Annotated in this window: 23 protein-coding genes; 7 read left to right on the forward strand and 16 right to left on the reverse strand. The window is 73.7% G+C overall.

Annotation, left to right across the window (positions count from 1 at the left end; translation table 11 throughout):
- The first annotated feature begins 12 nt into the window (after positions 1-12).
- Entirely contained in the window at positions 13-4,008 is a 3,996-nt protein-coding gene (locus ACIOFR_RS32235; RefSeq protein ID WP_401002784.1) for a toxin glutamine deamidase domain-containing protein, read from the forward strand.
- 214 nt (positions 4,009-4,222) lie between these two features.
- Here the strand turns inward: ACIOFR_RS32235 and ACIOFR_RS32240 are convergent, their stop codons facing one another.
- Complete coding sequence (locus tag ACIOFR_RS32240; RefSeq protein ID WP_401002785.1) at positions 4,223-5,458, reverse strand: GNAT family N-acetyltransferase; 1,236 nt, start codon at positions 5,456-5,458, stop codon at positions 4,223-4,225.
- A 125-nt stretch (positions 5,459-5,583) separates the two neighbouring features.
- Positions 5,584-6,519 (reverse strand): LysR family transcriptional regulator, encoded by a 936-nt coding sequence (locus ACIOFR_RS32245; protein WP_401002786.1) that lies wholly within the window; start codon positions 6,517-6,519, stop codon positions 5,584-5,586.
- Between the two features lie 157 nt (positions 6,520-6,676).
- Between ACIOFR_RS32245 and ACIOFR_RS32250 the strand changes: the two genes are divergently transcribed.
- The gene (locus ACIOFR_RS32250) at positions 6,677-7,921 is read left to right on the forward strand and encodes an MFS transporter (protein WP_401002787.1); all 1,245 of its coding nucleotides are present in this window, start codon (positions 6,677-6,679) and stop codon (positions 7,919-7,921) included.
- A 39-nt stretch (positions 7,922-7,960) separates the two neighbouring features.
- On the opposite strand, the gene ACIOFR_RS32255 is transcribed toward ACIOFR_RS32250, so the two are convergent.
- The 3 genes from ACIOFR_RS32255 to ACIOFR_RS32265 form a co-directional block, all read right to left on the reverse strand.
- Positions 7,961-8,464, reverse strand: a complete 504-nt coding sequence (locus ACIOFR_RS32255) for a VOC family protein (protein ID WP_401002788.1) — start codon at positions 8,462-8,464, stop codon at positions 7,961-7,963.
- Between the two features lie 180 nt (positions 8,465-8,644).
- Positions 8,645-9,193 carry a hypothetical protein gene (locus ACIOFR_RS32260; protein WP_401002789.1) on the reverse strand — a complete coding sequence of 183 codons (549 nt, stop codon included), beginning with the start codon at positions 9,191-9,193 and terminating at the stop codon, positions 8,645-8,647.
- 147 nt (positions 9,194-9,340) lie between these two features.
- The gene (locus ACIOFR_RS32265; protein WP_401002790.1) at positions 9,341-10,321 is read right to left on the reverse strand and encodes a hypothetical protein; all 981 of its coding nucleotides are present in this window, start codon (positions 10,319-10,321) and stop codon (positions 9,341-9,343) included.
- Between the two features lie 133 nt (positions 10,322-10,454).
- On the opposite strand from ACIOFR_RS32265, the gene ACIOFR_RS32270 reads away from it, so the two are divergent.
- Both ACIOFR_RS32270 and ACIOFR_RS32275 read left to right on the forward strand, forming a co-directional pair.
- Positions 10,455-10,979 carry a hypothetical protein gene (locus ACIOFR_RS32270; RefSeq protein ID WP_401002791.1) on the forward strand — a complete coding sequence of 175 codons (525 nt, stop codon included), beginning with the start codon at positions 10,455-10,457 and terminating at the stop codon, positions 10,977-10,979.
- A 62-nt stretch (positions 10,980-11,041) separates the two neighbouring features.
- A complete protein-coding gene (locus tag ACIOFR_RS32275; protein ID WP_401002792.1) occupies positions 11,042-11,671 on the forward strand; it encodes a TOPRIM nucleotidyl transferase/hydrolase domain-containing protein in 630 nt (209 codons plus the stop codon).
- 8 nt (positions 11,672-11,679) lie between these two features.
- Here ACIOFR_RS32275 and ACIOFR_RS32280 read toward each other — a convergent pair whose 3' ends face one another.
- The 7 genes from ACIOFR_RS32280 to ACIOFR_RS32310 form a co-directional block, all read right to left on the reverse strand.
- A complete protein-coding gene (locus ACIOFR_RS32280; RefSeq protein ID WP_401002793.1) occupies positions 11,680-12,237 on the reverse strand; it encodes a nitroreductase family protein in 558 nt (185 codons plus the stop codon).
- 94 nt (positions 12,238-12,331) lie between these two features.
- Positions 12,332-12,805: a GNAT family N-acetyltransferase gene (locus ACIOFR_RS32285; RefSeq protein ID WP_401002794.1), complete on the reverse strand. Its 474-nt coding sequence runs from the start codon at positions 12,803-12,805 to the stop codon at positions 12,332-12,334.
- 587 nt (positions 12,806-13,392) lie between these two features.
- Complete coding sequence (locus tag ACIOFR_RS32290; protein ID WP_401002795.1) at positions 13,393-13,896, reverse strand: N-acetyltransferase; 504 nt, start codon at positions 13,894-13,896, stop codon at positions 13,393-13,395.
- 289 nt (positions 13,897-14,185) lie between these two features.
- Positions 14,186-14,689, reverse strand: a complete 504-nt coding sequence (locus tag ACIOFR_RS32295; protein WP_401002796.1) for a hypothetical protein — start codon at positions 14,687-14,689, stop codon at positions 14,186-14,188.
- On the reverse strand, positions 14,690-16,693 hold the full coding sequence (locus ACIOFR_RS32300) for an ABC transporter ATP-binding protein (protein ID WP_401002797.1): 2,004 nt from the start codon (positions 16,691-16,693) through the stop codon (positions 14,690-14,692).
- 47 nt (positions 16,694-16,740) lie between these two features.
- On the reverse strand, positions 16,741-17,067 hold the full coding sequence (locus ACIOFR_RS32305) for a MazG-like family protein (protein ID WP_401002798.1): 327 nt from the start codon (positions 17,065-17,067) through the stop codon (positions 16,741-16,743).
- A 270-nt stretch (positions 17,068-17,337) separates the two neighbouring features.
- The gene (locus ACIOFR_RS32310) at positions 17,338-18,387 is read right to left on the reverse strand and encodes a DUF2804 domain-containing protein (RefSeq protein WP_401002799.1); all 1,050 of its coding nucleotides are present in this window, start codon (positions 18,385-18,387) and stop codon (positions 17,338-17,340) included.
- A 168-nt stretch (positions 18,388-18,555) separates the two neighbouring features.
- Here ACIOFR_RS32310 and ACIOFR_RS32315 point away from each other — a divergent pair, with 168 nt between their 5' ends.
- Positions 18,556-19,194 (forward strand): carbonic anhydrase, encoded by a 639-nt coding sequence (locus ACIOFR_RS32315; protein WP_401002800.1) that lies wholly within the window; start codon positions 18,556-18,558, stop codon positions 19,192-19,194.
- Positions 19,195-19,242: 48 nt separating this feature from the next.
- Here ACIOFR_RS32315 and ACIOFR_RS32320 read toward each other — a convergent pair whose 3' ends face one another.
- Positions 19,243-19,557, reverse strand: a complete 315-nt coding sequence (locus ACIOFR_RS32320; protein WP_401002801.1) for a hypothetical protein — start codon at positions 19,555-19,557, stop codon at positions 19,243-19,245.
- A gap of 53 nt (positions 19,558-19,610) precedes the next feature.
- Positions 19,611-20,504: a metal-dependent hydrolase gene (locus ACIOFR_RS32325; RefSeq protein ID WP_401002802.1), complete on the reverse strand. Its 894-nt coding sequence runs from the start codon at positions 20,502-20,504 to the stop codon at positions 19,611-19,613.
- Positions 20,505-20,719: 215 nt separating this feature from the next.
- Here ACIOFR_RS32325 and ACIOFR_RS32330 point away from each other — a divergent pair, with 215 nt between their 5' ends.
- Positions 20,720-21,085: a PRC-barrel domain-containing protein gene (locus tag ACIOFR_RS32330; protein WP_401002803.1), complete on the forward strand. Its 366-nt coding sequence runs from the start codon at positions 20,720-20,722 to the stop codon at positions 21,083-21,085.
- A gap of 81 nt (positions 21,086-21,166) precedes the next feature.
- Here ACIOFR_RS32330 and ACIOFR_RS32335 read toward each other — a convergent pair whose 3' ends face one another.
- Positions 21,167-21,763 (reverse strand): NADPH-dependent F420 reductase, encoded by a 597-nt coding sequence (locus ACIOFR_RS32335; protein ID WP_401002804.1) that lies wholly within the window; start codon positions 21,761-21,763, stop codon positions 21,167-21,169.
- 43 nt (positions 21,764-21,806) lie between these two features.
- Entirely contained in the window at positions 21,807-22,625 is an 819-nt protein-coding gene (locus tag ACIOFR_RS32340) for an inositol monophosphatase family protein (protein WP_401002805.1), read from the reverse strand.
- Positions 22,626-22,763: 138 nt separating this feature from the next.
- Between ACIOFR_RS32340 and ACIOFR_RS32345 the strand changes: the two genes are divergently transcribed.
- The gene (locus ACIOFR_RS32345; RefSeq protein WP_401002806.1) at positions 22,764-23,669 is read left to right on the forward strand and encodes a LysR family transcriptional regulator; all 906 of its coding nucleotides are present in this window, start codon (positions 22,764-22,766) and stop codon (positions 23,667-23,669) included.
- Position 23,670 lies beyond the last annotated feature (1 nt).

Raw genomic sequence — 23,670 nt, forward strand, 5'->3', positions numbered from 1 at the left:
ATGTTGGAGGCGATGGCGAACTCGGCGGAGACGGCGAAGATCCAGATCGTCGCCCAACTCGGCATCCTGGCCTTCGAGATCGCCACGGCCGAGGCCGAGGCACCGTTCACGGCCGGTGTTTCGCTGGCACAGATCCCCATCGCCGTCGGGGTCAGTCGTGCCGTCGTGCAGCAGGTCCTGAAGAAGTTGTTGCAGGAGGCGCTGGAGTTCGCGGCGAAGCAGGCCGCGCAGATGGCGGCGATCAACGTGCTCGCCCAGGGCATCGAGGTGATGGAGGGTCACCGCAAGAGCATCGACATGAAGGAGGTCGGGCAGAACGCCCTCGGCGGCGCCGTCGCCGGTGCGTCCGGCCACCTGATCGGCAAGGGACTCAGCGGAGCCGGTGGGAAGATGGGTCTGGCGGGGGCCATGCAGACCGTCCCCGGCAAGATGGTCCACGGTGCGGCGACCGGTGTCGGTACGGACGCGGCGACGCAGCTGATCACCACCGGGCACGTCGAGGGCGGCAGCCTGCTCGGCTCCGGGATGGGTGGCGCCGGCGCGGTCGGTGCGCACGCGGCTGCCGCGGCCGGCCGGGCTCACTTCAAGGGACCGACCGGCGGGATTCCGCACGGCGGGGTGCCGGGCGCCGACGGCCGTCACCCGGACGGCGGCGGCAAGTCGGACGCCGGCGGCAAGCCGGTCTTCGGCGGTGGCAAGGACCTCGGGTCGGGCAGCGCCTATCGCGGCCCCGGCTCCACGGACCACGGCCCTGGACCGTCGGCGGAGAAGGCCGGGGGGACGCCGGACACCGGTGGCACGAAGGGCCTGGTGCCCTTCGGCTCCGACCGCGCGGCGGGCGGGCAGGGAGCCTCGGAACGGCCGCCCGCGACCGTCGGGGCGGGCGCCCCGAGCGGCGCCAGGCCCGCCTCGGAGGCCCCCGCCACCGGTCCCGCGACGGGCGGCACGCCGGGCGGCCACGTGGCGCAGGGTCACCCGGGGGCTTCCGGGCAGGCGACCGGACACGGCGACGCGTCCCCGTCCCCCTCCTCGTCCCCGTCCTCGGGGGCCGGCCGTGGCCACGAGCCGTCCGCCGCGACGGCCCCGCCGGTCGCGCCCGCACATTCCGGCGACGGCCTCCGCGCAGGGGTCCACGAGAGCGGGGACACCGGTGCGAGGGCACCGCTCGGGACGGATCACGCGAACCGGGGCGGCCCGGTCGCCGGCTCGGACCACCCGCACCAGGCGAGCCCGGAGCCCACCGCTCAGGCCCACCCGACGAACGGGACTCCGGGCGCCGAACTGCCGCCGCAGCGCGGCGAGGCGCACCCGCCCGGTTCCGGTCGGGAGACGCCCGGCGGGCCGGCGTCCGCGCACACCGGGCCGGCCCCGGGCACGACGCCGGAGAGCCGTCCGCACCCCGGCCCGTCCGAGTCGCCGGTCGGCGGCCGGGAACCGCAGGTCACCCACGGGGAAGCGCCGTCCGGTCCGCCGCGTGAGGGCTCGTCGCGTGACGGCGGGTCGACGCCGCCGCACGACATGGCACCCGGCCGCCCCGACCCAGGCGCGTCCGCACCCGCCCACGACACGAACCAGGGACACCCCGAGCAGGGCGCGACCACCACCCCGCCCCACGACACCACACCCGGCCGCCCCGACCCCGGCACGTCCGCACCCCCGCGCCAGGACACCGGTGACGCCTCCGGGCACGGCGCGCCGCCCCGTCACGACGCGACCCCCACCCCGGAGGCGCACGCTCCGAGCGAGGCGCACGCTCCGGCCGGGGCCCACGACACCGCGGGGGCACAGCCTGCGGCCGGGGCGCACCCGGCCGCCGGGGCGCAACCGTCGGCCGAGCCGCACACGCCGCCCGTCGGCGAGGCCGCCGCCGGTGGCGGCGGCGGCCGGGTGTCCGCTCCCCCGCACACGCCCGCTCCGGGGACGGGCGAGCACGCCCCGACGCCGGAGGGGGTGTCCGACCGTCCCGAGGGGACGCGGATCACTTCGGGGCCGAGCCCGACGAGGACGCCGCCGCCCGCCGAGCGCGCACCGGACAGCGGCGCGGCTGCCCAGCCGCGGCCGGCCGACGCCGCGGCGACCCCGCCCCCGCAGGCCGGCCCGCCCGGCATGCCCGGCTTCGGGCTTCCGGGAGCGCACCCCGGCGCGGGCGCGGGCGCGCACGGCGGCGCGCCCGCGCGTCCCGGCCCGTCCGGGGTGCCGCACGCCCCGTCCGATCCGTCGCGGCCGATCGCGCGTCCCCGTTCCCGGCGGCCCGCCGAGCCGGGTGCGGACGGGTTCCGGCTGGGGCCGGTCCGGTCGCCGCGGCCCGAGCACGGCGTGCAGCCCTCCCCGGCGCACCCGGAGCCGGCACGGCCGTCCGGGAAGCGTGCGCGCGACGAGGACGTCCGGTCGGAGGAGACGGCTCCGCCGGCGAAGCGTCAGCGGACGCCCTCGTACGAGAACACCGCGGCGGTGCTGGAGGGCCGCGGTCTCCAGCCGCCGACGCGCGAGCAGTTTGAGGCGCTGACGGACCACCTGGCCGGCAAGGGCGAGGGCCGGTTCCCGAAGGTGACGCCCGAGCTGCTGGAGGCCGTCAACCCGCACCGGGACGCGATCAACGGCGACGACCTGCACAACTGCCTGGAGGTCACCGAGGCGCTGCGCGACACGCACTACGGCCGTCCGCGGCCCTCCGCCCGGCCGTACGAGGGACGGCCGGAGGACTCGCCCGCCTGGACGCTGCTCAAGCGCCATGACACGCCGCACAAGTGGGGCGTGGACCAGGGCGGCGTGGACCTGCTGCTGGAGAAGGTCCACGAGGCCGGCCCGGGCAGCTTCTCGACGGTGCTGTTCGGCAAGCCGGGCGAGGAGGGCCACGCGGTGGCCCTCGTGCACGGCCAGGACGGCAAGCTGATGTGGGCGGACCCGAGCACCCGTCAGACCTGGGAGGCGGAACCCGGCAAGCTCCCCGGCGAGTGGGCCGAGGGCCAGCACGTCTGGGCCGCCACCTCGGGGCCGCACGAGGAGACCATCGCCGCCGAGATGGACCACAGCATCTTCGAGTCGGACGCGGCGAAGTTCGGCGTGCTGTCCGTCCATGTCGCGGGCGACTCGCTGTCCCCGCAGGACAAGACCATGGTGGAGGGGATCGCGGGCGCCATCGACCAGCGGGTACAGACGGCCGCCAGGACGGCTCTGGCGAATCCGGCGGGGGTTCCGCCGCTCGACGGCTACACCGCTCGCTGGGTGAACAGCTACAACGAGTGGGTCAACCCCAACACCTCCCCCGAGCGCCGCGCCGAGCTGGAGCAGTGGTTCCCGGCCCAGTTCGGGTACGCGGTGGAGTCGATGACGACCGCGATGATCGCGAACGACATCGCTCCGCAGCTGCCGCCGGGTGTCAGGATCGAGACCCAGGTGACCCACGGCTCCACCCGCCCGGACCTGGTGATCACCCGGACCGATCCCACGACCGGGCTGAGGACGGAACTGGGCTGGATCGACATCACCGCGGACGCGTCGGCCGGGCACATCCTCGACAAGCAGAGCTCGCTCTGGAACTCCCGGCCGTACGTCGCGGAGACGCTCTACCCGTCGCTCGACCGCACCCAGCTCGGTACCGGGGCATCGCCCGCCGACCGGGCTCTGGTGGAGGCGATCAACGCCGCGCACCAGCAACAGCTGCAAGTCCGCCGCGACCTGCTGGACGAGGTGCTCGCCAACGTCCCGGCGCCCTTCGACGGCAGCAAGGCCAACCGGAAGCTGGCCATCGAAACCGCGCTGGGACAGTACTTCGGCCAGGGATCCAAACTCACTCCGACGCAGGCCCGGAACGTCCTGAGGGCGATGATGGAACACAGCGGATCCGGCGCGTACGCACCCAGCAGGTACGGGTACGCGGCGGGCGAGCATGCCTCGTACGCCGAGGGAATCCGCCTGATCGAGTCGTTCCGGGACGCGAACAACCAGCAGGCCGGCCAGGTCCCGGCCCAAGCCCAGGACGCGGACGTCGACATGGAGGTCGTGTGAACCGCGGCCGCGGCCCGGCGGCCTCGGGCGGGCGGGCCCGCCCGCCCGGGCGGACCACAGGGCTCGGCGCTCGGCAACGCCCGGGGCTACCCGGGCGCGGGCCCGACGCGGAGCCCGTACCGGGCGGTGACGCGTGGTCCCGCCCTGCCGTCCGGGGACGGCCGGGAGGGCGGGAGCGGTGCGTGGCGTGCGTGCCCGACGGGCGGACGCCCGGTCAGAACCAGTGCAGGCAGTGCGGGGGGCGTTCGGCGCGGAAGAGCGCGTCGGCGAGGGCGGCCGCGCCCGGGTGGTGGGCGCGGACGTGTCCGGCTCGCACGAGCGTGCTCGGGGCGGTGCCGCCGAGGTAGATCGAGCCGAGGTCGCCGACGTCCAGGGACAGGTCGGGCTCACGGTCCGTCGGGAGGCAGTCCGCCTTGCCGTCCCGGACGGTCAGCAGGTGGCGGCCGTGCTCGCCGAGGAACGGGTCGTCGACGTCGAGGACGATCTCGCCGTCGGTGGACCAGCCGCGCGCGGTCAGCGCACCCGGGACGTCCAGCAGGCGCACCCAGAGCCAGTCGGTGTCGCCGGTCACCTCGCCGGCACGGAAGTCGGCGAACTGCCAGCGGAGCGGGTGCCCGGTCGGGACGTGCTTGAACACGACCTTGGTGACCAGGTCGTGGGCGAGCAGGAACCGGGCGAGGGCGGTGTGGACGGCGTCGTCGGCGGTGACGGTCTCGTCGACGGTCAGGGTCTCGGACTCGCCGAGCGAGTAGCTGGCGTACCCGTCCGGGACACCGTCGGCGTCGCGGTGGACCGCGATGTAGCGCGGCGCCGGGGAGATCGGGGGCTGTCCCGCGCCCGACGCCCACCAGCGGTGCGGCCGGGACAGCGCGCCGGGCTGGGCCCGGCGGTAGCGGTCGTAGACCTCCTCCAGGATCGCGCCGCACTCGGCCCGCCGCAGCACCTCGATCGAGCCGGTGTCCGCGTCATGTGCCGGGGCGTCGGCCGCCGCGCGGGCCCGGGGGACGGCGAGGGCCGCCTGGTGGCGCGGCACCGTCAGCCGGGCCGTGTAGGTCGCCGGGCCGTAGCCGAACCTGCGGTAGATCACGGCCTCGGAGGCGAGCAGGACGGACAGGCACTCCCCGCGGGCCCGCAGCTCCGTGAGCTGGTGCCGCATCATCGTGGTGAGCACGCCCTGGCGGCGGTGCGAGGGCAGCACGCCGACGGCGGTGACCCCGGCGGTCGGCAGGAGGGCCCCACCGGGCAGGGTGAGCTCGAAGGAGTACGCGCCGGCGGTGCCGACGGGCCGCCCGTCCGCCGCGACGGCGAGCAGGCTGCGGTCCATCTCGTACGCCGACCAGAAGACCCCGCCGCCGTCCTGGTCCGGGGACTCCGGGAAGCGTCCGAACGCGGCATGGAGTGTGTCGACGAAGACCTCGAGGTCCTGGTCGGTGGTGGGACGAATGTCCATTGCTGCCGCTGCCTCCCCTGGATACGGCACCACGACGCGTGGGCCCGCCACAGTCCAGCGTCGCCCCGCGCCCGGGTCAACCGGATTTCGGCCGGGCACCGCCGACGGCGGATGTCCGGCCGCGGTCAGCGCGGGGCCGCCCAGTCCGGCACCCATGTCCCGGCGGCGTCGTGGCCGGTCGCGGTGGCGGCGAGGTGCGCACGGAGGGCGGCCAGTGCCGGGTGCGGGTTGTCGCGCTGCCAGAGCAGGGAGTGCGGGTAGACCGGTGCCGGGTCGGTCACCGGGATGCGGCGCAGGCCGTGACCGGCGGGCCAGACCAGGCGGGTGTGTTCGCCCATGAAGGTGGCCAGCGCCGGGGTGTCGGCGATGGTGTCGAGGAGCGCGTCGGAGCCGAAGTTGGGGCCGGTCGCCTCGATGGTGAGGCCGAACTCGGCGATTAGGTCCTCGTAGTAGGCGGCCCACTCGGTGCCGGGGACGATGCCGGGCATCCAGATCCGGTGGCCGGCGAGCTGTGCGACGGTCACCGACCGGGCGCCCGCCAGCGCGTGGGCGGGGCCGGTGAGCAGGTGGAGCGCCTCGTCGAGGACCCGGACGGACTCGACGTCCTCGGGAAGGGGCCGGCCCGGCACGGCGACGGCGCGGAAGGACGCGTCGATCGCCCCGGACCGGACGGCGGCGACGGCCGTCTCGACGTCGAACAGTGTCACGACGTCGAGCTCGACGTCCGGGTGCGCCCGGTGGAAGCCGCGCAGCAGCCCGGACGCCGCGGTGCGCGAGGAGATCACGTCGACCCGCAGCGGACGGCTCCCGGTGCGGACGGACCCGACCGCGCGCTCGGCGACCCTCAGCAGCTCCCGGGCGTGCGGCAGGAACGCCTGCCCGTCGATGGTGAGCTCGGCACCGCGCGCGGTGCGGGTGAACAGCCGCACGCCGAGGTCGCGTTCCAGCGCGGCGATGCGCTTGGAGACGGCCTGCTGGGTGACCGCCAGCTCGGCGGCGGCCTCCCGGAACTGCCCGGCGTCGGCGGCGGCCACGAAGGTCCGGACGGTGTCGAGGTCCATGCCGCCAGCCTAGAGGCACAACCGTCGGTTGTGGCCGGTGGCGCAGTGGTTGTTTGATCGCGGGGCTTCGCGCCCGCTTTGATGCTTCCGATCGCGCATCGGTTGTACGGGTGCGTCGTAGGGGTGCGTCCTGGGTTACCGGGGAAGGGTGGCGCGGATGCGGGGCGGGCACCGGCTGGGGCGGCCGTTCGGGTGGCTCTGGGCGGCGTACGGAACCAGCGCGCTCGGTACCTGGCTCGCCTTCGGTGCGTTCCCGCTGATCGCCGTCCGGGTGCTGCACGCCGGACCGGCCGAGGTCGCCGCGCTCTCCTGCGTGGGGGCCGCGGTGGGCGCGGCCGTGGCGGTGCCGCTCGGGCCGTGGGTGGAGTTCCGCCGCAAGCGGCCGGTGATGATCGCGACGGACCTGGTGCGGTTCGCCGCTCTGCTGACCGTCCCCGCCGCGTACGCGCTCGGCGTGCTCGGCCTCGTCCAGCTCCTGCTGGTCTCGGTCGTCGTCGCGGCGGCCGACATCACCTTCCGCGCGGCCTCCGGCGCCTACCTCAAGACGCTGCTGCCGGACGGGGACCTGCTCGTCGCCAACGCCCGGTTCGAGTCCACGGCGTGGACGACCACGATCATCGGACCACCGCTGGGCGGCGCGGCGCTCGGCCTCCTCGGCCCGGTGGCCACCGTGGTGGTCGACGCCGCCAGCTACCTGCTCTCCGCACTCGGCATCCGTGCGACGGGCGGGCCCGAACGGCCCCCCGGGCACCGGCAGGCCCCCCGCATGCGGGTCCGCGACCTGCTCGACGGCTGGCGGTACGTCCTGGCCGACGCGACCCTTCGCCCGCTGCTGGTCAACACCACCCTGTTCAACGGCCTGGTGATGGCCACCGAACCGCTGCTGGCCGTCCTGATGCTCGGCCACCTCGGGTTCGCCCCGTGGCAGTACGGCCTCGCCTTCGCCGTGCCCTCGATCGGCGGCCTGCTCGGCTCACGGCTGGCCCGGCCGCTGGTCGGCCGGTTCGGGCGGCACCGGGTCCTCACCGCGGCCGGGACGCTGCGCGCCGTCTGGCCGGTCGGCCTGGCCTTCCTGCGGCCGGGCGCCGGCGGGCTGCTGCTGGTGACGGGCGTCGAGTTCGGGCTGATCCTCTGCTGCGGGGTCTTCAACCCCATCAGCGCCACCCTCCGCCTGGAACGCACGTCGCCCGACCGCGTCGCCCGCACGCTGTCCGCCTGGGCGGTGACGACCAAGGCCTCGACCGCGCTCCTGACGGCACTGTGGGGCGTCCTGGGCACCCTGCTCGGCCCGCGCGCCGCGATCGGCCTCGCCGGGGTGCTCCTGCTGGCGACCCCACTACTGCTCCCCCGCCGCGCGGCGGCCCTTCCCGCCGGGGCCGAGCCGGCCCCGGGCCGCGCCTGAGGGGCCGCGCCTGAGGGCCTGCCCTCCCGCCCCTCCCCCCTACGAGGCCGGGCCGCTCCCGGCGGCGTCCGCGTAGGCGTCCTCCAGCGTCCGGATGTCGATCTTCCTCATCCGCAGCATGGCCTGCATCGCCCGCTGCGCCCCGGCCCGGTCGGGGTCGCCGAGCAGTTCCATCAGCCGCCGCGGGGTGATCTGCCACGACAGCCCGTACCGGTCCTTCAGCCAGCCGCAGTCGCTCTCCTGCCCGCCTCCCTCGGTGAGCGCCGCCCACAGCCGGTCGACCTCCGCCTGGTCGTCACAGTTGACCTGCAGCGAGATCGCCTCCGTGAACGGGAACAGCGGCCCGCCGTTGAGCGCCACGTACCGCTGCCCGCCGAGCTCGAACACCACCGTCATCACCGAGCCCGCCTTGCCGGGGCCCACGTCCCCGTACCGCTGGACCTCGACGATCCGCGAGTCCGCGAACAGCGAGGTGTAGAACCGCGCCGCCTCCTCGGCCTGGTGGTCGAACCACAGGAAGGTGGTGATCTTCTGTTCCGACACGGCTTCCTCCCACTCCTCGGATCTCCCGACGACGGTAAGCCGCCCGACCCGCACCCGCACCGCGACCGCCGCGGACGGCTCCACGGAACGGTTTCGGCCGGTGACCGGTCCGGTGGAGCGGGAGGTCGTGCCCGGCTCGGTGGAGCGGGCGCTCGTGCCCGCTCCACCGGACCGGACGGGTCAGACCGTGGCGGCGATGGCCTCGACCGGCCGGCTCTGGCCGGTGGTGCCGACCTGGATGTAGGAGCTCGTCACCCAGCCCTGCCAGCCGACGTCGCGCAGGTGCGCGTTGGCCGACACGGTCCCGGTGCCGATCTTGAGCTCGACCGCCTCGATCGGCAGGTTCTGACCGGTGGTGCCGATGTAGAGGTCCTGGCCGTCCGAGACGCAGGACCAGGCCTGCCACCCGATGTTGGACACGTGCGCGCGGGCGCACAGACCGCCCGTGCCGGACGTGGCGAAGTTGAGCGCCTCCACGTTCTTCGCCTGCCCCGTGGTTCCTGCGACCGCCCCGTTGCAGGCGACGAAGTTCTGCCAGCCGATGTCCTGCACATGGGCCTTGTAGCAGATCGAACGGCCGCTCACGCCCTGCACGGCGGCGGCGACGGTGCCGTTGCCCGCCACCACGCTCCTGCCGGACTCCGCAGCACCGGCGGTACCGGCTCCGGCGAGCGAGCCGCCGACGGCGATGGCCGCGGCGGCCAGTGTCATGGACAGTGCCTTGCGCATGAGAATTCCCCTCCCGACTTGACCGAACAGTCCGCGCTACGAGTGGCGCGGACACCCAACAGTGCGCACTCGCACCGGTGGGCGGCAAGCCGTTTCGACGCTTCGACCACCGCGTCTGTGGCGATATGTACGGACAGGTCCGCGGAGTTACCACCCGGGAATTGTCCGGATACCAATCACCGTGGCCTGAACGTCATCGGGCCGATCATTCGGATATTCGGATGGGATAACCGGAAAGTTCCCCATCCTTCCCGGGATAGCGGGGAAAATGCCAGGATCAGGCTCGCCGCCTGCGGCGGCTCCCGGACGCTCACCCGCCGGCACTTCTTCTTCGGCGGGCCGGGCGGCCGGCATCCTCACCCGACGCGCGACCGGTGGCCACCCGATCGCGCAGCGCTGGTGGGTGAGTTCACCCCTCGGCGGTGGCGTCGCCCGCCAGGGTGAAGCGGACCCAGCGACAGCTCCAGTCGTCGTCCGCGGAGGGCCGGGGCGATCCGTCGATCTCCTCCCGGGGCATGTACCGTCCCCGGGCCCCTCGTGCCAGCCGCAGGTGACGCGGTACGTGCCCGGCCTGACCCGCAGCACCGCGTGCAGGCCCGCGAAGTGGTCCACGTCCTGCGGTGTCGCGAACGGACCGGCCTCGCTCGCCGCCACGGCCGCCCAGGCGACCACGACCCGACCGGTGCGGAGTTCGAGCGCCCCCACCTGTTCCTCGCCCGCCACGGACGCCCCCGCCGCACGCCGCCGCGGCGCGTCCGCCCGGCCCCGGGGAACCCAGGTGCGCATGAGCAGCAAGCCGTCGGCGTCGGAGCCGCTCCCGTCTCCGCTGCGGCCGTACGCGACCGCGGCGCTGCCCTCGCCGTCCATCTCCCAGACCAGGCCGGCATGTTCGTCACGGTCGCCGAACCGCACGAAGGCCGCTTCGCGATCGTCGTCGTCGGGATGGACCGCCGACCAGGCACGGGCGTAGTCGCAGGCGGGATCCAGCTCGTAGTCGGCGTCGTGGACCGCCCCGCCCCAGGCCGCGAAGGCGTCGGCCGCACAGACGAGCAGCGGCCCGCCCAGGGAGCCCACCGTCGTGGACTCCCAGCTGAAGGCGGACCGGGACCTGGACTCTTCGTTGCTCACGTGGGTGACTGCCCGTCAGTGGGGGGGGTGGGGCGTGCGACCCGTATAGCGCGAGTCGACGACGGTGGGGGATCCGGGTGGAGCAGGACCCGGCAACGGCGCCCGCGCGACACCGAGATGTGAGAATGCCCGGATGAGTGGGGTGGACGAGGACCTGAGGCGGGCCGGCACGGATGACGACGTGGTCCGGGCGTGGCTGAACGGGTTGGCGTTCAATCCGGCCCTGCCGGGGCCGGCCCTGGAACGTCTCCTGGAGTTCGAGGAGTTGCCGGCGCCTCGGCCGTGGCAGGACGCACCGCACGACCTGCTGGTGGAGCTGTACGCCACGGCACAGGACCGGAACTGGTCCGCGCTGCGGCACCGCCGGAACTTCGCCGCGCCCGGTCTCGCCCGGTTCGCGGACGACCCCAATCCTCGGCTGCGCCATGCCGCCCTGGACGACCCGGAAGCGGGCCCCGAGCTGCTGCTGCGGCTGGCCGACGATCCTGACGTGGGAACGTGGGCGGTACGTGATCCGAGGTTCCCCGCCGAGGAACTGCTGAGGCGGCTCACGCGACCCGCGAGTGCGTTCCCCGCCGCGGCAAATCCGGCCCTGCCCGCGGCGACGATGCACCAGCTGATCGACCTGGCGCAGGACCGGCGAGGACCGGCGGGCTGACATCTCCTCCGGGTCGCGAAAACGCCGTGCCGTGCCGACCCGGACAGGAGCAGAATCGGCCCATGGCGGACATGCGGGCATTCCGGGATGCGGTCACCGGGTGGGCGGCGGGCGGGCCCGAGTCGACGGAGGGCGGGCCCGCGGGCGAGCTCGCGGAGCGGCTGGGCGTACGGACCACGGTGCTGCTCGAAGGGCTGAGCGACCTCGCGGCCGTGGAGGCGCTGGCCGTACGGTACGGCCGGGACCTGCCCGCCGAGGGGGTGTGCGCCATCTCCATGGGCGGAGCAATGAACATCGGCCGCTACGCCGCGGTCCTCGGGCCACCGGGGCTGGGCCTGCGCCTGGCCGGGCTCTGCGACGAGGGCGAACAGGGCTTCTACGACCGGGGCCTGGCGCGGGCGGGCGCGCCGCGCCGGGGGTTCTTCGTGTGTGCGACGGACCTGGAGGACGAACTGATCCGCGCGCTGGGCGTGGCCCGGGTCGAGGAGGTCGTCCGCGCCGAGGGCGACCTCCCGGCCTGGCGGACCTTCGTCCGCCAGCCCGCGCAGCAAGGACGGCCCGCCGAGCACCAGATGCGGCGCTTCCTGGGCACGAAGAAGGGCCGCAAGATCCGCTACGGCCGCCTCCTGGTCGAGGCCCTCGACACCGCACGGGTGCCCGCACCGCTCCACGACCTGCTCGCGCACCTGTGACCGGACGCCTACGGCGGCGGCCAGGGGGCGGACCGCAGATCGGCGATGCTCCGGCGCTCCCGGCGCTCCGGCGGGCCTCCCGCGGCCCTGCCGACCGCGATCAGGCAGACGATCTCCCAGCCCGGGTTCGGGCGCAGTTCGCTGGTGAGGCCGTGCAGGTCGAAGGCCCGGAACTGGTGGGCTGACAGTCCCATCGCCTGGGCCTGGACCGTCAGGTGGGCGACGGCCTGGCCGAGGTCGTAGTGCGCGAACTCGGAGTACGGCAGGTGGGGGTCGCCGAGGTGGCTGCGGGTCAGCGCCGCGACCAGCAGGCCCGCATCCGCCGCCCACCGGGCCGAACTCGGCGTGAGGTGCCGCACGACCCGCCCGTGGTCCGGCTCGCCGGGCCGGCTGGTGAGGAACCCCCATGGCTGGGAGTTGCCCGCGGACGGCGCCCACCGCGCGGCTTCCAGCAGCAGATCGACCGTGCGGTCGTCGACGACGGCTGACGGATCGAACCGCCCCGGGCTGAACCGCCCCGCCAGCAGGGGGTGAATACCGCCGGACAACTCCTGATCATGTTGCACGGTGCGGTGCAACCCGCCGTCCCGCCGGCGTGTTCCGCATACCTCGCGGCGTCCCGCCGACCGGGCGCGGGGGCGGGCTGCGGGCCGACCGCGCTCACCGCACCCAGCCGCCGGGGCCCGGCCGCAGGGCCATGAAGCCGTCCAGGGGCTCGAAGCCGAGGGTGCGGTAGAGGCTCGCGCCGGCGGCGGTCGCCCGCAGTTCGACGGACCCGCAGCCGCGGTCCTTGAACGCCTCGACGAGCGCGGTGGTGACGGTGCGCCCGTGGCCGCGCCGCTGGTGGGCGGGGTCGGTGGCGACGGTGTGGATCCGGCCCCAGAGACCGGTCGGGAGGGCGGGTCCGAGGTAGCCGCGGTGAACGATGCCGATGGCGCACGCCGCGAGGCCGCCGCCGGTGGGGACGACGTACGCGAGCAGGTCGGGGTCGGTGCGGAGGCGCTCGCGGATGTCGTCACGGAAGGCCGTCCGCCACTCCTCGGTGAGCGGACCGCCGTCCCGGACGGTGACCCGCAGGCGCAGCAGCTCGTCCGCGTCCGCGGGGACGGCGGGCCTGGCCGGGGTGGTGGTCATCGTCGGGTCTCCCCCGGTCGTGGGTGGGCGGCCGTCAGGAGGCGGGAGCAGGCCGTCGAACGGGTACTCTGCCACGGCGCTCGGGCCGGAGGAGCACAGCAGTCGGGTGACCGCCGTCAGTCGGTGGGGCGGGAGTCGGGCGGGTCCGGCGGGCCGGGGGCCAGGCGTTCGAGGATCCGGTCCACGCGGCCGTCCGGGCGGTAGAGGTGCGGTAGGCGTACGGGTACCGCGCTCCGGGGAGGGTGACGACGCCTTCGTGGGTGACGGTGCGGCACCGGCAGGAACGGCCGAACGGGCGCCCACTCCGCGTCCGTCATGTCCGACGGATACCGGCGCACCCGGTCCGGATGGTCGGCCGCGTTGCCGTACACGTGCGCGAGGCAATCGCACGACACGGCGGGCGAGTTGAAGTCAGCATGCTCGGGAACGTACAACAAAGGCAACAGGGCCTCCGGGAACCACTCGGAATGGGATCGCACCCCGAGCTACCTGGAGGCCCTGCTTTCACGCGCGGAAACCGCCGCAGTCACCCGATCGAGACTCCCGTTCGATCGACAGCCTTCGAGATCGGTACGGGCAACAACCACTTACGTGTCGGGATGCTCCGGCAGGGCGAGCCAGTCCGACCAGGAGATCTCGCGGCCGAGGAAGCGCGGCTGCTCGAACGGCCAGTCGGCGGCGATCCACTGCGGCACCAGCGCGTCGAGGGCCTGCTCGACCTTGCTGCCCACCAGCTCGTCCACCACCCACCAGGAGATCTCGCTGTCCGCGCCGGCCCTCTCCGCTGGGTCGATGTAGACACAGCCGACCAGAGCTGTCTCCGCCGCGTCGAACAGCGCGTAGTTGAAGGACTGGTGTGCGGCGATCTCCTTCTCGTGCCGCAACAGGTCGGCCTGGTCGGCCTCGTAGGTCATGGTGGCCGCGGGCCAGCCCCAGGCCGGGCCGAAGATGGTCCACAGCCGCTCGCGCGAACCCATCACAGCCGGGTAGTCGAGCGGGGTGTCCGCCTCCCGGATCGGCCGCAGGTGATGGCCACCGCCCGGCAGCGGTACCAGGACGGGGTGGACGAAGTCATCGGGAAGCCAGCTCATGGCGCCCGACCGTAGCAGCGCGCGGCCGTCCGCTCCCCTGAATTTTCCCCTTATACCGCCAGGCCCTGCTCTCATGCCGGGCAGGGCCCGCGATCACCCGATCGATACTCCCGTTCGATCGACAGACTCCACGATCGGTATGGCAACGGCATCTCCGGCCAGCGCACCGACCTGAGTGATCGAGGTACGGGGTTGGCTGCGCAGAGGCACCACCCGGTCTCCTTGCCGCGGACGCCGATTGGATACGCGGAGAGCCCCTGCATGAAGGCAGGGGCTCTCCAAGGAGTGCTCAGGTGCTGTTCATCATCGCCGAGCACATGCGCGCCGAGGGCTGCCGCAAGTGCATTCGCGGCCTCCTCGGTCTTGTCGCTGAAGTATCCCTTGATGTCGATCCTGCCTCGCCACCATGCGAAGACTCGTGGTGGTGGTAGTAGGTGCCGCCGGGGTTGTGCTGGCTCTGTGGCTGGCCGAGCGGGTTGTAGGTGTAGTCGCCGATCAGTGCGCCGGTGGCGTTGGTCTCGGTGGCGATCTGCGGCAGGGGGTTGTTGATGTCCCAGGTGAGGGTGCGTGAGAGTACGCCGTTGGTCCTGGTGGTGACGCGGCTGCCGTCGGCGTCGTAGGTGAAGGTGAAGGTGTCCGCCCCTGCGACGGTGGTCGGGCGTCCGGCGGCGTCGTAGGTGTAGGTGGTGCTGTGGGTGCTGGCCTCCGCGCGCCAGCCGGGAGGTTGAAGAGGACCGTGCTGGTGGCTTCGTCGTGGAGGTAGACATTGTCCGAAGAACCCGGAGCTGCCCACTCAGTGTCCATTCTGCGCAGGCACTGTCCCTTTCGCCGTGGAACCCACACCGGGGATGTCGGTGGCGTACTGGCGGGCCTGGAGCAGATAGGCCTCGCGGTACCGGGTGGCGGGCCGGCGGGCCATCAGGTCGGCGTGGTCGCCCTCCTCGACGAGCCGGCCGCGGTCGAGGACGAAGATCTGGTCGGCCTTGGCCGTGGCGCCGAGGCGGTGGGTGATCAGGATGACGGTGGTGCCCAGGTCGGTGAGGTGGCGGATCTGCTCGAAGGCCTCGACCTCGGCCTGCGGGTCGAGCGCGGAGGTGGGTTCGTCGACGACGACCAGCGCGGGGAGCCGGCCGTCGGCGTCGGGTGTGGTGAGGCGCAGGTGGGTGCGGGCCAGGGCGACCTTCTGCCACTGGCCACCGGACAGGTTCACGCCGCCCTCGAAGCCCTTGGCCAGCAGGTTCTCCCACTGCCTGGGCAGTTCGTCGATCACCGGGCGGAGGTCGGCGTAGTCGGCGGCGGCGTCCAGGTGTTCCTGGCCGAGGGGGACTTCGGGCCGGCCCAGGATCAGGTTGGCCCGCAGGGTGAAGATCCAGCGCTGGAAGTTCTGGGCGAGCAGCGCGACCGAGCGGAACTGCTGGTGGCGGTCGGCGGTCGCGGTGTCGACGCCGTCCCACCGCACCCGGCCCTGGTGCGGCTGGTAGACCCCGCACAGGATGTTGGCCAGCGTGGACTTGCCCGAGCCGTTGGCGCCGACCAGGGCGACGACCGTGCCGCGCTCGACGGTGAGGCTGATCCCGTCCAGGGCCGGGGTGTCGCGGCCGGGGTAGCTGAACGTCACCTCCTCGACGGTGATCTTCTCCGGTCGTTCGGGAAGCGGTGTGCCACCGACGGGTATCGCCCGGCGGTGGCCGTCGCGGCGCAGCTGGTCGAGGTCCCGGACGAACAGGGACTCCTCGTACAGGTGGTTGATCTGCGAGACGAGTCCGCCGATGCCGGCCGATCCGGTGCGGATGGCGACCACGGCGGTGCCGGCGGCGGCGAGCGGGATCGCGCCGTCCAGGACGAGCCAGCCGAGCAGGGCGAACGCGCCGGTGGTCGCGACGCCGGCGAGGACGGCGGTGAGCAGGTCGGTACGGGCGCGCGCTCCCGCGAGGCGGGCCTGTTCCCGCTCGGCGGACTCGGCCATCCGCTCGTAGTGGTGGAGCAGGAACGGGCCGCTGGCGTGGACGCGCTGCTCGGCCGCCGAGTACGGGCGGATCATCATGTCCGCGAGGGCGGTGCTGGCCCGGGAGTGCTGGAGCCAGGCCCGGGTGGAGGCGTACTGGCGGCGGGCGGTGAGCACAGCGCCCCAGCCGCGCGGCGCGGTGATCAGTACCAGCATCGGGAGCAGGGCGGGGTGGAGGAGGGACAGGACACCGGCCGCGGAGACCAGCGAGAGGCCGGCGGTGAGGACGGCGGTGGCCTGTCCGATGATGTTCTGCAGGGACATCGCGCCCCAGCGGGCGCTGTCGACCTCCGCGAGGAACGCGGGGTCCTCGATGGCCTCCAGCTCGGATCGGCTGACGATCCCGAGGAACTCGACGGTGGCGCGCCGGAAGACGGCCGGTTCCAGCCGCCCGCCCGCCCAGCCGGAGACGGCCGACAGTACCGAGGAGAGACCGGCCAGGAGCCCGACCGCGACCACCGCCGGGACGGCGGCGCGCAGGACGTGCCCGACCTCCCCGGGCACGAGGATCGCGGACAGGGCCCGGTTGGTGGCGATCAGTGCGACGGCGGCCGCCAGGCCGCGCGCGACCTCGGCGGAGACGAGGGCGACCAGGGCCGTCGGGTCGGCCTGCCACGCCATCCGTCCGGCCAGCCGCAGGAAGCGGGGCATCTGGCGGGCCACCGCCCAGAACGTCACCTCCCCGCTGGCCATTTCGTGTCGGGCCCAGCCGTAGTCGTAGCGCATCGGGCCGCCGAACAGCAGTTGCTCGCTGTCCGAGACCTCCTCGGTGGGCTTCGGCGTGCTGCGCATCCGGGTCCTTCCTTCGGCGGGTCGGGCGGGGAGCGGCGGCCGGGGGCTCAGGCCGGGGTGCTGCGACCGGTGCCGCGCTCGGCGACGGTGCGGATGTGCTCCTCGAAGAAGCGGCGGGGGTCGCCTCCCATCCGGGCGAGCATCACGAGGGCGGTCAGCGCCACGTCGCAGGCCTCCTTGCGCACGTCGTCCCAGTCGTGCGAGAAGCCCTTGCGCGGGTTGGCGCCGAGTGCCCCGATCACGGCCTGCGCGACTTCCCCGGCCTCCTCCTGGAGCTTGAGGGCTTGCAGGGTCCAGCGCTGTTCGTCACTGCGGTCGGAGAGCGCATCCAGCTTTCGGGCAAGGGAGTTGACGGTGTTCCAGGTCTCTTCCATGGGTGAGGATCCTGTCGCTGTTCGACGGGTTCGCTCAAGTCGGGCGGCTATCGGGCGGTTCGCGGCGAGTCCCGGTCTTTTCGATTTCCGGCGGGGTCCGGTCCGGGCCGGACCGCCGCCGGGGAACACCCCTTGAGCGGGCGGGACGGCGGGCGCCGTCCATCATCCGCCGGTCCGCGCCGACGGCACAGGCGCGTACCCGACCTCACGCAAGATCGCGGTAGCCGCCCGGCGCAACGGACAGCGCAACGGACGGCGCAGTGGACCGGTTCACCACCGCATGGCGACGGCCTCGGCCCAGCCCAGCAGGCGGTCGACCTCGATCCGTTGTCCGTCGTCGCTGCGGATGGTGCCGGTGAAGTGGCCGAAGCACTGGTCGGTCCGGTTGCTGATGACGCCGAGGTCGGTGTGCGCGTGCCGCACGTGGAACGGTGTGAACTCCAGCTCGACCCGGCTGGAGTGGCCGCCGTGAATGGTCCAGGGGGACATCGGGTCCCGGGCCGACCGGTGCCAGTCCAGTTCCTGGCCGATCTTCGAGAGTCTGCCGTCGACGCACAGGGCGTTCTCGGTCGATCCGGTGCCGCGCGTCCACCGGCCGCCGAGCTGCAGCCCGACCGTGTGCCCGTCGGTCCGGCCGGACGCGGCTCCCCAGTTCCAGTCCACCCGTCGCGGCCACCGCCCTCGCCCGTGGTCGAGGACGGCCCAGGCGCCGTCGCCGAATTCGAGGACGTCGTCTCCGACGGTGAGCGTTCCCCGGGCGGGGCGCGCGGTGTGTTTGGAGGTGTACTGGAAGCGGCGGTCGCTCCACGGGACGACCACGGACAGCGTCTCGTGCCCTTCCGGCATGGCGACGAGCAGGTCGGCCTCCACGGGGAGACGCCCCGGTCCCATGCAGCGCGCCGTCAGCCGTGTGGCTCCCCCGGCGTCGGTGATCCCGATGCGCACCTGACCCCGGACCGGCCGCGCGGGCCCGACGACGACGGGCGGGGATCCGCGGGAGCCGGCGACCCGGTCGGGCAGGTGGACGCCCAGGCCGCCCGGTGTGATCGAGGTGCGCTCGAACTCGCGCCGCCGGCCGGGCCCGAACTCCAGCACGTAGACGGAGCTGAGCGCCAGATAGTCGAGGTCGCTCACCGTGAGCGCGATCAGGTGGGTCGGTGTGGTCACGCACCAGTACTCCCACCGTTTGACCCGGCCCCACCCCGGGATCCGGGACCGGTGCAGGGGCCTGCGTGACCAGCCGACCGCGGCCGGGTCGAGCCGGCCGTCGGCGAGGCACAGATCCACCGGCGCGGTGATCTCGCGTTCATGCGTGGCCATGGCGGGACCCTATGGGACGGCGGTGCCACCGTCGAGGCCTCGGGCCCCGCCCCACCGAACGTCCCCCGCGCGTACGAGCGTGCGCGAGGCACACAGGCCCGGTCGAGCGGCCGTGAGGCGCCGAGGCCGGTACCCCATCCCGGCGGGACACACCGTAGGCTGCCAGTCATGACCGGTGATCGAATGACTGTCCGCACCGCCCTGGATACCCTGCTGGCCGGCAACCGGCGGTTCACCGCCGGCACCCCCGAGCACCCGAACCAGGACGCCGCACGCCGTACCGCCATCGCGCCGGCCCAGAGCCCGTTCGCGGTCCTGTTCGGCTGCTCCGACTCCCGGCTGGCCGCGGAGATCATCTTCGACCGCGGCCTGGGCGACCTGTTCGTGGTCCGCACCGCCGGACACGTCCTGGGCGCGGAGGTGCTGGGCAGCATCGAGTACGGCGTCAGCGTGCTCGGCAGCCCGCTGGTCGTCGTCCTCGGCCACGACTCCTGCGGCGCGGTCGCCGCCACCCGGGCCGCCGTCCAGGACGGCACCACCGCCACCGGCTACGTGCGCGACGTGATCGAGCGGGTCACCCCGAGCGTGCTGGCCGCCCGCGCCGCCGGCCACACCGAGGACACCGACTTCATCGACACGCACATAGTGCACACCGTCGACCTGCTGATGGAGCGCTCCCGCGTCCTCGCCGACGCCGTCGAGGCCGGGACCGCCGCCGTCGTCGGTCTCTCCTACCGCCTGGCCGACGGAACCGCCCGCCTCGTCACCGTCCGCGGCCTGGACGTGCCCGCCGACTCACACGCCTGACCGCCGCGGCCGGGCGGACGCGGCGGTGACCGGCGGGGTGGTGCGGCGTCAGCCGACGTCGATCCCGGTGACGACCGGGTCACCGGCCACCACCTCGCCGTCGCGGTAACCCGCCCGGCCGAAGGCCTCGGATGCGGCGGCGAGGGCCGCGGCGCCCGCCTCGGTACTGTCCGCCGCCTCGACCTCCAGGCGCAGCACGAAGGTGCCCGCTCCGTCGTCGACGGTCAGTACGTCGAGATCGGGCACCGCGGCTCCGACCCGCTCCGGGTCGGAGCCCCTGACCGCGGCCAGCACCGCCTGCCTGGCGTCGCCGTCGATCGGACGGCGCAGAGTCCCGGGAATGGTGATCACATAGCTACCCATGCGGTTCGTATGACCCGTACGTCCGCAGGGAAACACCGGTACGCCCGGTCGGCTCAGCCGGTGAGGGCGGTCGGTGCGAAGGTCGCCAGCCAGACCAGGACGAGGGTCCCGGCCGTCATGACCGGCACCAGGAAGCGCGTCTCGAAGCGATTTCCGGTCCGCTTGATCAGCACCATCTCGAACCGTCGCCCGTACGGCCACAGCAGTGGCGCGCCCTGCCGGGTGAGGCAGTCGCCGAGCACGTGGGCGAGTGTGCCGAGCACCACCGCGTAGGGCAGCCACGCACCGGTCCCGGGGAGCCAGGTGTCCGCCGCGGCCGTCCCGATCGCCGCGAGGCCGACGGTGGTGGCCCGCGAGTGGGCGCACCGCCCGGAGGCGTGCGAGCGCAGGGCGTGGACGGCGAACAGCAGCAGGGCGAAGGTCAGGCCGCCGGTGAAACCGCGCGCCCAGCGGGCGACCCCCAGCTGGGTTCCGGCTCCTGCCAGCGCCACGAACACCAGGGAGTGGGTGGCGTGCCGGTGGCCTCCGGAGAGCCGGGCGACGGTGCGGCACAGGAGGCGGGTGAACGGCCCGAAGAGGTTCGCCACCGTTCCGTCGTGGTGGTCGAGGTCGGGCAGCAGCGCGGCGCCCGCACTGAGGAGGGCTCCCACGAGCACCTCACCGGGCTGCAGGGGACGGCCGATCAGGAGCGGCGGCAGGAAGGGCGCCGCCGCCGCGAACACCAGTGCTCCGCTCACGGCGTGCGAGTGGCCCATCATGCGTGTCTCCCCCTCTGCTGCGATCCGCCCGCGCCCCGCGGCGGTGTACTCCCTGCCCCCGCCGGGGGCGTGGAGCCGACCACGGGCACCAGTGCCACCAGGGGTGGTGAAGACGCCCAGCGCGGCAACGTACGGCACGCCGGCGGCGCACCACTCGAAGGTCGCCACCCCGCGACGGCGCTTCCACACGCCCCCTCCCCGTTCCCCGACCGGGCGGCGCCCGACAGCCGTCGGCTGCCCCCTGACGGGCCGTCCACGCACGGCGGCCGCAGGTCGGCGACCTGCGGGTCCGGCCGTTCGGCGCCGAGGTGGGAGGTGTGGGCCGCGGGGTCCGGGGCAGGCGGGGGCTGACACCGCGTCGCGTCGGGACGGTCCGCGCGACGCCACAACACGAAGGAGACACGATGAGCGGCATCGAGATCTGGGACTTCCGCAGCACCTCCGGCCACGTCTCCGGCACCGACCTGGTCGGCTTCCACGTCGAAGCCACCGACGGCCCGATCGGCAAGGTCGACAAGCTGTCCGACGAGGTCGGGGCCCGGTACCTCGTGGTGGACACCGGCCCGTGGATCTTCGGCAAGCACGTCCTGCTCCCGGCCGGCACCGTCGTCCGGGTCGAGCAGGAGGAGAAGAAGGTCTACGTCGACCGGACGAAGGACGAGATCAAGGGCAGCCCCGAGTACGACCGGGACGGCCACCACACCGACCCCGGGTACCACCAGGCGTTCACGGGCTACTACGGCCCGTTCTACGGCGGCCCCGTCGTCTGACCGACGGCCCCACCGCCCCTGGCGGGGCGCACCCCTTCCGGAAGGGGTGCGCCCCGCCAGGGGCGGTGCGCCGTGGGCGGGTCAGCGGGCGATCGAGATCGCGAAGGGTGTGAATCCGCTGGAGCGGATCACGTGCGGCACGAACAGGATCGCGGCCTCGGTGGCGCGGGCGGTCCGGATGCCGCCGAGGTCGGTGATCCACTCGTTGTGCCAGCCGAGGTCGGTGAGGAGTTCGCGGACGGTCTGCTTGGCCTGCGGGTCGTCGCCGGAGAGGAACGCGGTGGGCGGCTGGGTGAGCGTGGCCGGGGCGGTCATCACCGGGAAGAGCATGGTGTTGAGGGTCTTGACGACGTGCGTTTCGGGAAGCGCGTCCTGGAGTTGCTCGGCGAGGCTCGAACCGGGGTAGATGAGGTCGCCGGGCAGGCCGTCCGGTCCGTCGACGGTGGCATTGGAGACGTCGATCAGGATCGTGCCGCGCAGTTCCTCGCGCAGGGCGGCGAGCCGCTCCAGCGAGCCGGCGCCCGGGGTGGCGTTGATGACGACCTCGGCGGTGCGGGCGGCCGCCGCGGCGGCGCCCGGCTCGCGGTCCACGACGGTCACCTCGTGGCCGGCGCGGGTGAGGGCGGCGGCGAGGTTGCCGCCGACGCGGCCGTTTCCGAGTACGGCGATGCTGGTCATGATGGTGTGGTCCTTCTCGTTGGTGCGGGTCTGTGGTGTGCGGTCAGCGGGTGAGGGTGGCGACGGCCTGAGCGTGGATGCCGGGCGCGGCGGCCAGGAAGCTTCCGCTCTGCGGGGTCCAGGGGCGGCCCTCGGCGTCGGAGATCGTCCCGCCGGCCTCGGTGACGAGCAGCGCGCCGGGCAGCAGGTCCGCGCGGGCGCCGGCGAACTGCCAGAAGGCGTCGATCCGGCCGGCGGCCACGTTCACCAGGTGCAGGGTCGCGGGCACCGCGACACGCACCACGAGCGCGTCGAAGAGCATCGCGGTGATCGAGGCGCCGACGCGCCGCACGACCTGCTCGTCCTCGTCCGGCCGGGCCTGGCTGGTCGCCACGATGCCCAGGCCGAGGTCGGCGGTGGAGGAGACGTGCAGCGGCCGGCCGTCGAGGTGGGCGCCCCCGCCGGTGCGCGCGGTGTAGGTCTCACCGGTCAACGGCAGGTGGACCACCGTCAGCACCGGCCGGTTGTCGCGCACCAGGGTCGCGGTCACCGCCCACTCCGGCAGGGCGTGCAGGTGGTTGACGTTGCCCTCGGCCGGGTCCACGACCCACCACTCACCGGCCGGCAGCGCCCCGCCGTCCAGCTCGTCCTCCACCCACCGGGCCTGCGGCCGCAGTTCGGTGAGGGCGGGGCGCAGGATGGCCAGGGCCGCGTCGTCGTTGACGGCGAGCGCAGCCATCAGCTCCTCGCGGCTCCCGTAGCGGACCACCTCGCCGAAGCGCTCCCGCAGCGCAGCGCCGGCCGCGCGCACGGCGTCCGCGGTCCGGTCGAGCAGATCGGCGTCGGAGAGGGCGGCGTCGGTGGTCTGAAGCGATGCGGACATGGTGGTACTCCCGTCTGAGCAAGGGGTGTTGAGGCCGGTCGGACCGGATCGTGCGTTCCGTCCTGCGCCGTGATGACGACGCTATCCAGCCCTGCCATTACCTTCAAGTGCATGTCAAGCATGGCTAGGATTACTCCCATGCAACTAGACCTGAACCTGCTCGCCGCACTCGATGCCCTGCTGGAGGAAGGCAGCGTGGCCGGGGCCGCCGCGCGCCTCCATGTCACCGCCCCCGCGATGAGCCGGAGTCTGGGCCGGATCCGGCGCACGACCGGGGATCAGATCCTGGTGCGCACCGGCCGCACGATGACCCCGACGCCGTATGCGATCGCCGTCCGGGCGCAGGTGCACGAGCTGCTGCACCAGGTCCAGGGGGTGCTGGCACCGAGCCGTGAACTCGATCTGGCGACGCTGGAGCGCACGTTCACCCTCCGCTGGCACGATTCCCTGGTCGCCCTGGGCGGCCCCGCGCTGCTCGCGGCCGTGCGCGGACAGGCGCCCGGCGTTCGACTGCGCTTCGTCGCGGAGTCGAGCACCGACACCCCCGGGTTGCGGCGCGGCGAGGTCGACCTGGAGGCCAACGCCAACCGCCCGAGCGCACCCGACATCCGCGCCGAGCACGTGGGCGACACCCGCCTCGTCGCCGTCGTGCGGCAGGGACATCCCCTGACCGGCACCCACCCCGTCACTGCAGAGCAGTACGCCGCTGCCGAACACGTCACCGTCTCGCGCCGCGGAAACTTCAGCAACGCCCTCGACGACGCCCTCGCTCGACTCGGCCTCACCCGCCGCGTGGTGGCCACTGCCCCCACGGAGGCGGCCGCGCTGGAGTTCGCACGCGGCACCGACCTCCTGATCAGCGTCCCCGAGATCACCACGCGCACCGCGGTCACCGACCTCGGCCTGGCCGTCCTCCCCCTGCCGCTCGAACTCCCCTCGGCACCGATCTACCTGTCGTGGCACCAGCGTTACGACACCGACCACGCCCACGCCTGGCTGCGTGCGCTGGCGCGGGACGCCCTGACCACGTGCGGGGCGTCGTAGC

The sequence above is a fragment of the Kitasatospora sp. NPDC088346 genome, assembly GCF_044740765.1.
GTDB lineage: Bacteria > Actinomycetota > Actinomycetes > Streptomycetales > Streptomycetaceae > Kitasatospora.

What these genes read in the sequence shown, in the direction of transcription:
- ACIOFR_RS32235 (WP_401002784.1), top strand. Translation starts at nt 13, where the DNA reads ATGGCGAACTCGGCGGAGACGGCGAAGATCCAGATCGTCGCCCAACTC.
- ACIOFR_RS32240 (WP_401002785.1), bottom strand. Translation starts at nt 5,458, where the DNA reads ATGGACATTCGTCCCACCACCGACCAGGACCTCGAGGTCTTCGTCGAC.
- ACIOFR_RS32245 (WP_401002786.1), bottom strand. Translation starts at nt 6,519, where the DNA reads ATGGACCTCGACACCGTCCGGACCTTCGTGGCCGCCGCCGACGCCGGG.
- ACIOFR_RS32250 (WP_401002787.1), top strand. Translation starts at nt 6,677, where the DNA reads ATGCGGGGCGGGCACCGGCTGGGGCGGCCGTTCGGGTGGCTCTGGGCG.
- ACIOFR_RS32260 (WP_401002789.1), bottom strand. Translation starts at nt 9,193, where the DNA reads ATGCGCAAGGCACTGTCCATGACACTGGCCGCCGCGGCCATCGCCGTC.
- ACIOFR_RS32270 (WP_401002791.1), top strand. Translation starts at nt 10,455, where the DNA reads ATGAGTGGGGTGGACGAGGACCTGAGGCGGGCCGGCACGGATGACGAC.
- ACIOFR_RS32275 (WP_401002792.1), top strand. Translation starts at nt 11,042, where the DNA reads ATGGCGGACATGCGGGCATTCCGGGATGCGGTCACCGGGTGGGCGGCG.
- ACIOFR_RS32285 (WP_401002794.1), bottom strand. Translation starts at nt 12,805, where the DNA reads ATGACCACCACCCCGGCCAGGCCCGCCGTCCCCGCGGACGCGGACGAG.
- ACIOFR_RS32290 (WP_401002795.1), bottom strand. Translation starts at nt 13,896, where the DNA reads ATGAGCTGGCTTCCCGATGACTTCGTCCACCCCGTCCTGGTACCGCTG.
- ACIOFR_RS32300 (WP_401002797.1), bottom strand. Translation starts at nt 16,693, where the DNA reads ATGCGCAGCACGCCGAAGCCCACCGAGGAGGTCTCGGACAGCGAGCAA.
- ACIOFR_RS32305 (WP_401002798.1), bottom strand. Translation starts at nt 17,067, where the DNA reads ATGGAAGAGACCTGGAACACCGTCAACTCCCTTGCCCGAAAGCTGGAT.
- ACIOFR_RS32310 (WP_401002799.1), bottom strand. Translation starts at nt 18,387, where the DNA reads ATGGCCACGCATGAACGCGAGATCACCGCGCCGGTGGATCTGTGCCTC.
- ACIOFR_RS32315 (WP_401002800.1), top strand. Translation starts at nt 18,556, where the DNA reads ATGACCGGTGATCGAATGACTGTCCGCACCGCCCTGGATACCCTGCTG.
- ACIOFR_RS32320 (WP_401002801.1), bottom strand. Translation starts at nt 19,557, where the DNA reads ATGGGTAGCTATGTGATCACCATTCCCGGGACTCTGCGCCGTCCGATC.
- ACIOFR_RS32330 (WP_401002803.1), top strand. Translation starts at nt 20,720, where the DNA reads ATGAGCGGCATCGAGATCTGGGACTTCCGCAGCACCTCCGGCCACGTC.
- ACIOFR_RS32335 (WP_401002804.1), bottom strand. Translation starts at nt 21,763, where the DNA reads ATGACCAGCATCGCCGTACTCGGAAACGGCCGCGTCGGCGGCAACCTC.
- ACIOFR_RS32340 (WP_401002805.1), bottom strand. Translation starts at nt 22,625, where the DNA reads ATGTCCGCATCGCTTCAGACCACCGACGCCGCCCTCTCCGACGCCGAT.
- ACIOFR_RS32345 (WP_401002806.1), top strand. Translation starts at nt 22,764, where the DNA reads ATGCAACTAGACCTGAACCTGCTCGCCGCACTCGATGCCCTGCTGGAG.